At 64.5% G+C, this 12,919-nt stretch carries 7 protein-coding genes and 1 pseudogene; 5 read left to right on the top strand and 3 right to left on the bottom strand.

What is annotated here, in order from left to right; all coding sequences use genetic code 11:
• Positions 1-312 precede the first annotated feature (312 nt).
• Positions 313-897 carry a hypothetical protein gene (locus ACLIVD_RS37005; protein ID WP_491932997.1) on the bottom strand — a complete coding sequence of 195 codons (585 nt, stop codon included), beginning with the start codon at positions 895-897 and terminating at the stop codon, positions 313-315.
• 301 nt (positions 898-1,198) lie between these two features.
• On the opposite strand from ACLIVD_RS37005, the gene ACLIVD_RS37010 reads away from it, so the two are divergent.
• From ACLIVD_RS37010 to ACLIVD_RS37030, 5 genes and pseudogenes are all read left to right on the top strand, one after another.
• Positions 1,199-2,467, top strand: a complete 1,269-nt coding sequence (locus tag ACLIVD_RS37010; protein ID WP_491932998.1) for a hypothetical protein — start codon at positions 1,199-1,201, stop codon at positions 2,465-2,467.
• Between the two features lie 21 nt (positions 2,468-2,488).
• The gene (locus ACLIVD_RS37015) at positions 2,489-3,742 is read left to right on the top strand and encodes an SNIPE associated domain-containing protein (protein ID WP_491932999.1); all 1,254 of its coding nucleotides are present in this window, start codon (positions 2,489-2,491) and stop codon (positions 3,740-3,742) included.
• Between the two features lie 401 nt (positions 3,743-4,143).
• Positions 4,144-4,815 (top strand): DUF4190 domain-containing protein, encoded by a 672-nt coding sequence (locus ACLIVD_RS37020; RefSeq protein ID WP_491933000.1) that lies wholly within the window; start codon positions 4,144-4,146, stop codon positions 4,813-4,815.
• A 315-nt stretch (positions 4,816-5,130) separates the two neighbouring features.
• Positions 5,131-9,444 carry an NACHT domain-containing protein gene (locus tag ACLIVD_RS37025; protein ID WP_491933001.1) on the top strand — a complete coding sequence of 1,438 codons (4,314 nt, stop codon included), beginning with the start codon at positions 5,131-5,133 and terminating at the stop codon, positions 9,442-9,444.
• A gap of 389 nt (positions 9,445-9,833) precedes the next feature.
• Positions 9,834-10,742: pseudogene (locus ACLIVD_RS37030) on the top strand (transposase); the annotation flags it as partial.
• On the opposite strand, the gene ACLIVD_RS37035 reads toward ACLIVD_RS37030, so the two are convergent.
• Together ACLIVD_RS37035 and ACLIVD_RS37040 are read right to left on the bottom strand one after the other, a co-directional pair.
• Positions 10,696-11,673: a nucleotidyl transferase AbiEii/AbiGii toxin family protein gene (locus ACLIVD_RS37035; RefSeq protein ID WP_491933002.1), complete on the bottom strand. Its 978-nt coding sequence runs from the start codon at positions 11,671-11,673 to the stop codon at positions 10,696-10,698. The pseudogene ACLIVD_RS37030 and the gene ACLIVD_RS37035 overlap by 47 nt on opposite strands.
• The gene (locus tag ACLIVD_RS37040) at positions 11,670-12,698 is read right to left on the bottom strand and encodes a type IV toxin-antitoxin system AbiEi family antitoxin domain-containing protein (protein WP_491933003.1); all 1,029 of its coding nucleotides are present in this window, start codon (positions 12,696-12,698) and stop codon (positions 11,670-11,672) included. The genes ACLIVD_RS37035 and ACLIVD_RS37040 overlap by 4 nt, the downstream gene beginning before the upstream one ends.
• Positions 12,699-12,919: the final 221 nt, after the last annotated feature.

A 12,919-nucleotide genomic window follows, 5' to 3' on the forward strand; every position in this document is an offset into this window, starting at 1 on the left:
GTCGCTGTGACACAGTGGGTCAGTGTCATTCGTTCGAATTACACCGACGCGCGGGCGCAGCCTGCGGCGGGCCGCGAGGGCACATCGGCGCACATTATCGCGCGGGTGACTGCCGGGTACATCGCGGTCGGGCCGTCCACGGACCGCTCAACGTGCCGACCGTCCACGCATAGGTTCACCGACGCGCGCCCACATGATCCGCGTGCCGTGATGCGGAGACGAGGCTTCGTCGACTCGGCGCCCGAAGTGATGCGAATGGTGTTCGGCGGCAATAATCCGAATAGAGTCGAGCCCTCGATCAGCCGCGTCTCCCTACCGATTACCGACAATCCGGGCGACCACCCAGGACGAGGCGCTCAGCGCTGCACCCGCGAGGATGACCACCCACAGTCCCCAGCCGATCCCAGTCGAGACCATCGTGTTCATGAACTCGACCTCGCTACCACTGACTTCTACCGCATCGATGATCCCGATGCCGAGAACCAGGACGCCGGCCACCGGCGCAAGCCAACGATCCCCGAACTTCGTGAAACCACCCCGAGCGTGCATCGCGAACAACGCGGCGGCGGCCACCGCAGCCAGCACCAGCGAGATCACCCCGTCGCCTTCGGTACCCGCCACCCCAAAACTGAGAGATGCCGCCCAAGGACCGAGACTGCCGACGACGATCACCAGACACGCAACCAACCCGGCGAGGATGTTCGGTCTGTAGTTCATTGGAAGCGGCGCCGGTGGCCTTAGCGGCGGCACACCGACGAAGCTTCCCGGTATGGTCAAGTCCACCAAGGGGACGAAGGGCTCCGGCTCGTGTGACTCGATGGGTTTGCTGTTGGCCAACCACCGCTCGACCGGACTGAGGTCAGCGTCGCCGCCACGCTCGCTCGCTTGATCCGCCATTCGCTGGACCAACCCTTCTCTCACGACAACACGAAGAACGACTAACCCCGGCGTGATGAGAGTGTAAAGAACGTCCGAGATAGACAAATACGGAACAGGGAACCAACTACCACCTACCGCCACTTGGCCGAGTTGGCGACGCGCGGCTCTGTCGGTTGTTCGATCGACATCGCGTTGCAGCGCTGGTGGTTTGATATTAATCACGTACGCATTGACGCGTCAGCCGACGCCGCAACGCCACCAAATTTCGATGCGGGGGCTGCAGCGATCGACGCACTGTTCACCCGAAGGGGGCCCAGGTATGGCCAGGCGACGTGGATTCTTCGCGGAGATGCAACACCAGGCGCGACTCGCCGAGCAACGGCAACGCCAGCAACAACGGGCCACCGCCCAGGCACACGCCCGCGCGGTCCGCGAAGCGCAGCGCGCCCAGCGGGAATGGGAGCGCGCGCAGGCCGCCAGCGCCCGGGTGGCCGCGGCCGACGCCGCCCATGCGGCGAAAGAACGCGTCTGGCTGCACGAACAAGCACGACTGGCCGAGGTCGAACGGCTCAACGCCGAGCTGGCGGAGCAGTCCGAGGCCATCGACAGCCTCCTGTCGGCGACGTTGGCGGTCGACGACTATGTCGACCTGGCGACGTTGCGGCAGCAGATCGCGCACCCCCCGTTCGACCGCCCCGATCTGACCACCCCGACCCGGCGCCCCGATCCGTTGCCCTACCCGCCGGAGCCCGTTTACACCGAACCCCCGGCGCCGACCGGGCTTGGGGCGGCGCTCGGCGGCAAGAAGAAGCATGCGGCCGCGATCTCCGACGCCCAGGCGCTGTTCTGGCAGCAGCATCATCATTGGCAGCAGCTGCTCGCCGACCGCAGCCGGGTCGAGGCGGAGAACGAGCACACGTATCAGCGGCTCGAGTCCGAGCGTGCGCAGAAACTGCAGGCTGCGCAGGAGCAATACGAGCGCGACTGCCGCGAGCGCCGGGAATCGGTGCTATCGGCGAATGTGAAACTCGAGCGGCTGATGGTGGCATTGCAAGAGCGTGAGCCGTGGGCGCTCGAGGAATACGTGTCCATCGTCCTCGGTAACTCGGTGTACCCGGAGTGCTTTCCCGTCGAGCATGACTTCGCGTTCGACGCCGCCGACCGGGAACTGCGGTTGACGGTCACCGTCCCGGACCCGGCTGCCCTCCCAGCGGAGAAGGCGTTCAAGTACGTCAAGGCAAGTGACTCGATCACCAGCACCCCGCTGACGGCGAAGGCCCGCAAGGACCGCTACGCGAAAGCGATCTCCGAAGTGGCCATCCGGACCGTCCACGAGATCTTCGAGGCCGACCGAGACGGCATCATCGCGACGATCTCGATGGAACTCGGCACCCGGGCGATCGACCCCGGCACCGGGCACGACGCCACCATCACCCTGGTGCAGTTGGCCACCGACCGCGACACCTTCACCCACCTCGACCTGACTCGGGTCGAAGCCCGCGCCACCCTGGACCACCTGCGTGCCGGGGTTTCCAAGAATCCGCACGACCTGGTTCCGGTCGCCAACACGCGCGGCGTCCGCGGCTAACGGACGGAAAGGGATTTTCCGATGACGACTCCCGACCCTAGTATCACGATCAAGGCGCTCCGCGAGATGCTCGTAGTCAAAGAACGCGAGGCGAATACCCTGCTCGACCGGATCGCCGGCCTCGAACGCGACCTCGCGCAGGCGACCGAGAACGCCCACCGCGCCGGCACACAGTTCAACCACGGCCTCCCACCCGCGGGCGGCGGTACCGATCCGGACATCGTGGAGACCGACGATCGCCTAGTGCTGCAGGAAGTCGGCATCTACACCTACCACCACCCCCTCGAGAACGCCGCCCAGTACCGCGACCAACTCACCGACATACAGACCGCGATCAAGGAAGCGGTCACCAGCGGTAAGGCGATCGACGCGTCGAACATGTTCAGCTTCAACAACTCCCTCGCCAAGGGCCGCAAGATGACCGCGGACCTGTCGAAACTGATGTTGCGTGCCTACAACGCCGAAGCCGACATCTGCGTCCGCACCATCCGCGCCGGCAACCTCGCCACCGCCGTCAAACGCCTCGACAAAGCCGCGGTCACCATCGCCAAGCTCGGCGACATCATGCAGATGCACGTCGCCGACGCCTATCACGCCCTGAGGATCCGTGAGCTCGAACTGACCGCGGACTACATGATGAAAGTGCAGGAAGAGAAAGAAGCCACGCGCGCAGAACGCGAACGCCTCCGGGAAGAACGCAAAGTCGAACAAGAACTCGCCGCTCAACGCGAGAAACTCGACAAAGAACGCGCCCACTACCAGAACGTGCTCACCTCCATCGGCGGCACCGACCCGCAGGAGAAGCAGCGGATCCTTGACAAGCTCGCCGACCTGGACCGGGCGATCGAGGACAACGACTACCGCCAAGCCAACATCCGCGCCGGCTACGTCTACGTCATCAGCAACCAAGGCGCGTTCGGGCCCAACGTCGTCAAGATCGGCATGACCCGTCGCCTCGACCCGATGGACCGGGTCCGCGAGCTCGGCAGCGCCTCAGTGCCGTTCCCCTTCGACACCCACGCCCTGTATTTCTCCGACGACGCCATCACACTCGAAAACGCACTGCACAACGCGTTCACCGGGCAACGCCTCAACCACGCCAACCTGCGCCGCGAATTCTTCTTCGCCACACCAGCCCAAGTCCGCGACGTCCTCGCCGCCCACGTCGGTAACCTCCTCGAATACACCGACCAACCCGAAGCCACCCAGTACTTCCAAAGCAGAAACAACTGGCCGGCAGACGCCGCAACCGGGCCGGCAATCACGCCGATGTGACAGTGCGCGTGCAACTCGTACCGTGATCCCAACCCGCCGTTCCCCGAACCCGGCCGCCAACGACCCGTTCGCGCAGCCGCCGGAACAGGGCGGGCACCGGGACCTTGTCGCGCCTCCGGCCGGATACGGCGGACACCCCGAGTCCTGACGCGATCACGGGAATGGCTTCGCTGTCCCGGCCGCCGCGATCTGGTATTCCTCAGACGCAGGGCTCACCAAAATCCTTTTTCCGCCTGTGTCATTCACGTAAATGAACATCATGTACCCGCGGCCTGCGCACACCGCAGGCCGACCTAAGATCGGCGCCGAGGGGTGCAGTCGCCTCCCACATTGCTACCGGAGGTGACCATGGGCTTCCCCGTCGAGCGTGACCGTGCCGCTCACACACGGATCGGTGGCCGATGACCGTCGACCTGTCCAAGGCGGCCGCGACACCGTCGCCGAACCATGCTCCGATCAACCCGTACGCGGTAATCGCTCTCGTCGCCGCACTGCTCGGGTTGTTCCCCGTGGCGATCGTCTTCGGCATTCTCGCGTTCTGGCGACCGGCCGGGCGGGCCATCGCGGTCGCGGCACTCATCCTGGGGATCCTGGAGGCACTTGCCGCCGGGACGATCCTGTATTCGGCTGGATCCTCGCTCTCGGACGCGGTCACGGACTCGTCGCCGGCCACCAGTTATTCCCTCCCCTCGGCGCAGGCCCAGGCCCTCACGTCGGCTTCCGCGGTTCCGCCCGCCCTCGTTCCGCCCGCTGCGGCGACCACCAAACCCGAGCCCGAAGCCGCCACCGCCGTCGACGAGCCCGAGCCCACCCCATCCCCCACGGTCAACGGGGACTGCGACACATCCGTCGACAACCACGCCACCTCCGCCGACGGCACCTTCCTCAAATGCACCTACGCCGGATCCACCCGCCCGCACTGGGTGAGGTCCGTGCCGATCATCGGCCAAGCCGCCGAAGGCGAGAGCTGCAACCCCGCCGCCACCGGGATCGCGATCTCACCCGAAGGTCAGGATCTGTTCTGCGTCAATAACGGTCGCACCGGCACCGGTACCTGGGCACCCGGACCCTGACAACGCTCGACGTACCCGACGATCGAATCATTCACGGGGCGTACGGGCTCGAAGATGCGATCAAGCGTACGAAAGACGATGCAATCCATCCTGTGCCAGGCTATCGGTGGCCGATATGCATCACGGACCGGGGAGGCGGCGGCCCGTCTGGCGCGTAGCCCCGATTGTGCCCACGACACAGCGCGAGACCGAAACGGGAACTGACTCCACAAATGGAACAAGTGAAGGTCCGATCCGATGTTGTCGCTACAGTCCACATATGACTCTCGACGGCGATCTAATCGATCATTTCAGCTGCGTCAGTGGTGATCGAGAGTGCTGAGCTTGGACAGTTTCCGCAGCATCCGCTCCTGGAATGGATCGCAGCCCGATGCGTTCGAGGAGTTGTGCTATCAGTTGCGCGATCCCACCCCCGACGGGGCCATCCTGTGGAAGGTCGGCAACCCTGACCGTGGGTACGAGTGGTTCGTTCGCCATGAGGATGACACCGAGTGGGGATGGCAGGTCAAGTACACCTTCGGGATCGACGACTTCCTCAAGCTCGCCACCGACACTCTGGAGACGGTTGTCGCTGAGCGACCCAATTGCGTGCGATTGACGTTCTGCATCCCGTTCGATTTGCCCGATGTCGTGCCGAAGACGAGAGGCCGCCGTACCGGATCCTCAGCTGTCGAAAAGTTCGAACGGTGGCGCGACCAGCGCGAGGCGAAGGTGCCCGGATCCGAGCGCATTGAGATTCTGCTGTGGTCTGGTGGCGACTTGCTGACCCGGTTGAACGACCCGAGCAATCGCGGACGTGCCTGGTTCTTCTGGGATCAGGATGTGCTGTCGCTGTCTTGGTGTCGCCAGCGGGTCGACTCGGCGCGAGCTGTCGCCGGACCTCGCTACTCAGAGGAGCTGCACATCGAGATGCCGATCGCGGCGGCGATCGACGGACTCGCGCGCGCACCGCGATTTCGCCGCGATCGGAAGTTGTTGCAGACGTCGTTTAACTCGGCGGCTAACGGGCTGCTGCGCGTTCGTTTCGACGACGCGTTGCGTGAAGCCATCCAGTCGTGCCGCGCGATGCTCGCGAGATATGCCGATGCCGATGCACCGGCGGCTCCCCTCGATCTGCGCGACGCTCTGCAGCGATGTGTTAATGAGGTGGACCGGGTCATCGATGAATGTGGCGATGAATCTGTGTCGCTCAAGGCGAACTCGCTGCTTGAAAAGCTCTTCGATGTCCAGGGTTATCTCCGATCGGGAGCGGCACAGGCGGCGCACGAACGTGCGCTGATCGTTACCGGTGATGCCGGCCAAGGCAAAACCCATCTGTTCGTCGATGCCGCCTACCGGCTACTGCGCGAGGGTCAACCCACGGCCCTGATCATGGGAAGCAGCTTGACCGGGAGCGATGTGCTCAGCGAGTTGTCGAGAAGACTCGGTATGGAGACAGTGGGTTGGGCGACGATGCTCCAGGCAATGGCATCGGCCGCGGAGGCGTACCAACGCCCCTTCGTACTGATCATCGACGGAATCAACGAGTCCGATAAACCGCGTGGCTGGCAGACCGAGCTCCCCACCTTGCTCGCCGAGACCCGCCGCTACGCTCCCTGGATCGTGGTGGCATTGTCGGTTCGCACAACCTATCGCGACATCGTCCTCGGCTCGGATGCTGCCGACTTACCGACAGTCGAGCATCAAGGTTTCGCCGGTGTCGAGCAACAGGCTGCGGAGAGATTCTTCGCGCACTATCAGCTGCCGGCACCACAGCTACCGTTGGTCGGTCAGGATATGTCGAATCCGCTGTTCCTGAAGCTCTACTGCGAGACCGTGCAAAACGGCTGGACCCCGCCAGTCAACCAGCGAGCTGTGACCGTCAGTACCCTATTCGACCAGTACCTGGGCACAGTCAATCGGAAGGTGTCCGGAACTCTAGAGTTGGACGAGTCCGATCAGCTCGTGCAGCAGTGTATGAGCTTCATGGCAAAGGAGTTCACCGCACAAAAGAAGGATTGGATTCCACGGCCGCGCGCGAAGCAGCTCATCACGGCGCTTGCGCCGCATCTGCTCTCGTGGCCACGAACCTTGTTCGGCGAACTCCTGTCGGAAGGATTGCTATCGGCCGATATCGTCGACATCGATGACGGCACAAAGTTCGTCGAGATCGAAGTTATCAAGCTCAGCTATCAACGGTTCTCCGACTACATGATCGCCGAAGAGATTCTCTCCACTACCACTACGATCTCGCAGCTCGCCGCAGCCGCGTCCACTATCAGTGCATCGTCCTCGGGTGTGATTGAGGCACTGTCAGTGCTCGTACCGGAACGATTTGGCGTCGAGTTGCTCAAAACAACGACGTGGAACCTCGATCCGCTCGACCAACAGCAGTGGCATAGGGCATTTCTTCGCAGCCTGCCGACGCGCCATGGTGACGCCATCACCACTGATACCGTCGAACTGTTTGAGCAATTGACTGAACTGCCGCCTTCGATGCGCGAGTTGTCGGCGCAAACGCTGGTTGAGCTGTCCGTCCATCCTGGCCATCGCCTTGATGTTAAATATCTTCACCGTCTTCTCGACCAGACCGCAATGCCCGAGCGCGACGCTTCATGGGGAATTTCCTTGTACCACAGCATGAATACCGGTGCCCTTGGCAGAATTGTCCGATGGGCCGCACGGCCGGACCACGAGAACTATCCGCACGATGTCGTCGAGCGAGTCGCGGTCGTGCTGGTCTGGATGCTCGGAACGCCGCATCGCCCGATGCGCGATCACATCACAAAGACGCTCTCTCGGCTGCTCTCGCACCGTTTGGACATCCTCAAGAATTTGTATGACCAGTTCAGCGCAGTCGATGACCCTTACATCTTCGAACGTCTTTGCGTGATCACCTATGGTGCGCTTATCACGTCGGAAACATCGATCTCACAGGATGCGGTCGAGGTTGTGCGGTGCATGGCCGCAGCAGTCGCCGGGCGCTCAGTACCCGATTTGCTGGCCCGAGACGCACTGAACGGTGCCGTGGAATGGTGCGTGCGAACGGGAATGCTCGACCGTGACGCGGCCGAGCAGCTTCCCCAGTCGGCGCGGTCGTCGCTGACCTTGGACGCGCCTACCGAGAGCGATCTGTATGCCGTATACGCCCCGCGCGCGACGGGATCCACAGCGCAGGCCGGGTACGCGAGTATTCTCTTGTCAATCTGCGGCCTTGGCGACTTCGGTGTGAAGGTCGTCGGCCCCGATGTCCGACATTTCAGCCGGTTCCCCGTAGACGAACCCTATCCTTCGCCTCCCCCTCCGCCTGCCCAGACCACCCTTGACGACATCCGTCAGAGACTTGCCGCGCTGCAGAGTAGGGCTCAACGAGAGGATGCCGGAGATAAAGACCCGGAGGAGAATTCCCTACGCGCGCCAGACCAGATTGAAACTCGGCCACGCGCGGAGTTCCCCGACGACTCCGCGAAGACGTGGATCTTCCGAAGGGTGCTGCAATTGGGATGGACTCCGCAACTGTTCGCCGAGTTCGACGCCACCATCTCCTCACGCGGCAGAGAAGGCCACAAACCTGAACGCTTCGGTAAGAAGTATCAGTGGATCGCATTGCGCGAGTTGCTGGCGCGGATCGCCGACAATTATCACCCGCGACGACGACTGGGCGACAACGCGAGCGCTTATCGAGGCGCCTGGCAGATTCATGGACGCGATATCGATCCGACTCTGCCGCCGGCGCCACTGCTGTCGAGTACCCCTCGGCAGACGCGATTCGAGACAACGTTCCCGACCGACGACAGCACACATTGGTGGCTCCCGGACGGACCTGACTATGGTCGGTCCGATCCTCCAGCAGACTGCGACTGGGCGGCACGCACGGATGGCATTGTCGAAATAAAGCCACACCTCAAGCGATTCGCTCCTGACGGTAGCGAATGGGTGGTACTTCACTCGACGCACAATTGGGAAGAGGAGGATCCCCTCGGCGGCGAGGATCCTGACCGCAACCGTCGCCAACAGTGGAGCCACATCTACAGTTGGCTTGTTGCGAAATCAAATACGGCGTCGGTCTACAAGTTCTTATCAGAGAACTCGCTAATGGGAAGATGGATGCCCGAGGGAAGCAGCCCAACATCGGTGGTCTACCTCGGCGAGATGCCGTGGGGAGCGTCGGCCAACGAGTATCCCCAAGAATGGGACACCGGACATGGTGCCAAGCCTCTTCCGAAACCGGTCTATCCCACGTGGAATGAATACTGCTGGGAATCGGTTGTCCTCGACTGCTCCATCGACGAGGCGGTCAACGCCTGGATGCCATCGCTCGAACTCTTCGAGGCGGGCCAGCTGACCTGGCTGAACCGCACGCGAGAATGGCTCGATGTCGATGGCCAAGTCGCCGCCCAATATCTTGATACCGCCGACCAGAAACACGCCGCACTACTCGTCCGCTACACGTGGCTGGCGAACGTCCTCGAATCAGCCCAATGGTCAATTGTCTTCGGTCATTTGGGCGAGAAGCAGCTATTCAGTTCAAACGACTCGCAACCAGGTTTGGCTGGCGACTGGACCGAAATCGATACGACAGCTGTTCTGTACGGATCGGGCACCTGGAGGTGGGGCGACACCCGCACAGAGCGGCGGCGTCTCGAATGAATACTCGCGCGGGGCATGTGTCACCGAGATGGCCAACGCGAGTCGGGACTCGGTCGTTCAGAAGCGTCGGAGAAGTCAGTCAGGCCGTCCTGCGGGACAGATTACCGCCGTCGGCCGTGAACCCGGCTTCCGCGCCTCCTCAGATTCCAGATCGTCACCGCCCGTCAGCAGTTTGCAGTCTTGCGGGGATCGTCCGCGGTCTGTCACCGGCGCAGCGGATTCGCACGGTGACTGGCATGCCGCCCGGCCGCTGATGGCGCTCGCTGAAAATGCTCAGTTCTGCTTACCGAAAGTGCGCACCCGTGTGGCTCCGCCAATGAGGGCGGGTCTCCTTCGATGCTGGTGGTCTCTGACCACTCACCAGCGCCGGCGAAGGAGACCCGCATCTCATGTTGACATGGGAGGAAGACGTGGAAATACACGCACTGCACAAGCAAGGCTGGACGATCTCGGCGATCGCCCGACACACCGGACGAAACCGTCGCACCATCCGCAACTACATCAACGGCGTCACCACCCCCGGTATCCGCAAACCCGCACGTGAGGACCCGTTCGAACCGTTCGTCGAGTACGTCACCTGCCGGCTGCGGGAGGACCCGCACCTGTGGGCCCGCACCCTGTGCGACGAGCTCGAGGATCTCGGCTACCGGTTGTCGTATCCGACGCTGACCCGGCAGATCCGCGACCGCAAACTCCGCCCGGTATGCGAGGCCTGCGCGAACGCCACCGACCGGGCGAACGCGATAATCGCCCATCCGCCCGGCGAGGAAACTCAGTGGGACTGGGTCGATCTGCCGAATCCACCCGCCTCCTGGGGCTGGGGCGGGATGGCGCACCTGCTGGTCGGCTCCCTGGCGCATTCGGGGCGCTGGCGCGGGATCCTGGCACCGGCGATGACCCAACCGCACCTGGTCGACGGCCTCGACCGGGTCAGCCGCCAGCTCGGCGGCATGACGAGGGTGTGGCGGTTCGATCGGATGGCCACCGTCTGCCATCCCGAGTCGGGCCGGGTGACCGCGAGCTTCGCCGGCGTCGCGAAGCACTACGGCGTCTCGGTGGCGATCTGCCCACCCAAAGCCGGGAACCGCAAAGGTGTGGTCGAGAAGGCCAATCATACTGCCGCCCAACGATGGTGGCGCACCCTGCCGGACGACGTCACCGTCGAACAGGCCCAACAACGCGTGGACGAGTTCTGCCGGCTGCGGGGCGACACCCGGATGCGGGCCACCGCCGACGGCAAGGCATCGGTGGCTACGGTGGCGGCCGCCGAACCGTTGACCGCGCTGCCGGCCACGCCGCGACTCTGGCGACCCTTCGCCCCGTTGTCTCCCAGGCGCTGCGTTCATGACTCCACACCGCCGGCTGCCGGGCAGTGGGTAGCGAGCCGAGGATGCGGTCGTAGCAGCGGCCCGCCGCAGCCAGCGCGCTCTCGAGGTCGTGGAGGTCCGCGGTCAGTGGACTGTTGCGGGCGGCCTTGGCCCACTGAGTCGCCCACGCCGGGCCCGGGCTCACCAGCGTCGCCGGCAGCGCGGGCAGGGCGCGCACGCGTCGTTCCCGTTCGACCGCGTCGACGGCGGAGGTCAGATCGATGGGCAGGAACATGCTGATCAGTAGCAGATCCACCAGATCACGGAACCGTCCCGACGCCGCCCCCGCCGCACCGTGCACCTCGTAGAGTGCGCAGATCTTGTCCGCGATCTGATCCGCCAGCGGATACAGCGGGACGCTGGTCTCGGGTGGGAAGTCGTCGGTGTCGACCAGCCTCGGGATCGGGCGGCGTTCGATCTCGCCGACGAGGGTGCGGCGGCTGCCGACGACATCGAGGGAGAAGCTGTCGTAGGTTTTGCCGCCGAGGGAGGCGGTGACGGTGACCGTGACCCCCTTGTCGTGGCTCAGTTCGGTCGACGGGCCGACCGCGAAGCGGAAGTGGTCGAGGTGGTGGTCGCGGACCGTGCGGCGCAGCTCGTCGACCGAGTCCGGAAGGTCGGTGGCGGCGAGGAGGTCGATGTCCTTGCTGTAGCGGGCCTGCGGCAGGCGCACCATCATTCCGATGCCGCCCTTGAGGATCCACCCGTCCGGGTCGGTGTCGAAGACGCGGGTGAGGAAGCGGGCGATGACGAAGCGGCGGCGCACCAGGGCGATGTTCTGGCCGTGCTCTCGGGCGTATCGGTTGAGGCGGTCGGTGATACTCGCCCGCACCGCCTGCGGGGACCGCGACGCCGGGCTCACCGGTCGGCCGTCTTCGCCGACCGAGCCGTCCGGGCCGTCCGGCCGGTTCCGGTCGTGCTGGTGCCGTCCGCCGGCTGGGCGGCGGGTGCGGTCTCCCCGACGCCGGTATCGGCGTCGGGGCTGGCGGTGGACTGCCCGAGAGCGGCGGCGAGCGACTGCATCAGCGCATCCCGTGCCTGCGGTGACTCGGTCACCGCCTTCATCAGGGCGGCGATGCTCAGCTGCGCGGCGTCCGGCGCGGCCACACTGGTGGCGGTGGCACCAGCGGCTGTGGTGGTGGTGTTCTTGCGGGCGAGGTCCGCGAGGGCCAGGGTGGTGGCCGGCACCCCCGCCTGCGCGATCAGCACCTCGAGGAAGCCCTGCCCGTCCAGCGCCCGGTGCCCGTAGTCGAAGGCATGCGGGGCGAGTGCCGTCAGCACCTCTTCCACGGTCGCCTGGCCGCGGGTGAGGGCGTCGCGGACCACCGACGCCAGATGCCCGGCATCGGTGCCGGCGGCGGCCAGATCACCGATCGTGCGGGCCGGGGTGGTCACCGGCAGCCCGTCGACGAGCTGCCAATCCTCCCGCGACAGCACACCCCGGTGCACGATCACCCCGGGGAGCGACAGCCGGATCCGCCGGATCGCGGTCAGCTCCACCACATCGGCATCCAGATCCCCCAGCCCATGCAGGCCGGCGGCAGTGCGATGCGAGAGCACCCCCGTCGGGACCGGCTGATCCAGCCGCTCCCACACCACCACATCCGGGTCCAGCGCCAGCCACGCCACCCGTTCCTCCAGGTGCACATCCTCCGGCATCCGTGCCAGCCGATACAGCCCGTGATGCAGCCGCTCGAGCACCCCCGAATCGACCATCCGCTTGAGCTGCTGCACCGACACCGACGTCATCGCCCGCGCCTGCCGGCTGGTCACCACACCCCCCTGCTCAGCAGCCAGCGCCACCACCTGAGCAGCACGACTATCCGATCTCATGCCACAATAATACACACTTACCCTCATAACCATGGCATGGTATGTAACTATCATGCCAAGGTAGTTGCGTCGGCGACGATGTCGACCCACGCCGGATGGCGCGGCAGAGCGGGCGCAGTACCGACTGCGGGGCGCCTGTCCGACGGGCCGACAGACAGGCATTCACACACCCGCCGTCAGCGCTGGTGGGAACCGAGGGGTCCACCAGACACGGCGAATGTTAATCCTCAACCCCCACCCGCCCACACCGACAGAGCCAATTCCCCTGACAACAA

The sequence above is a fragment of the Rhodococcus sp. G6(2025) genome (genome assembly GCF_058628105.1).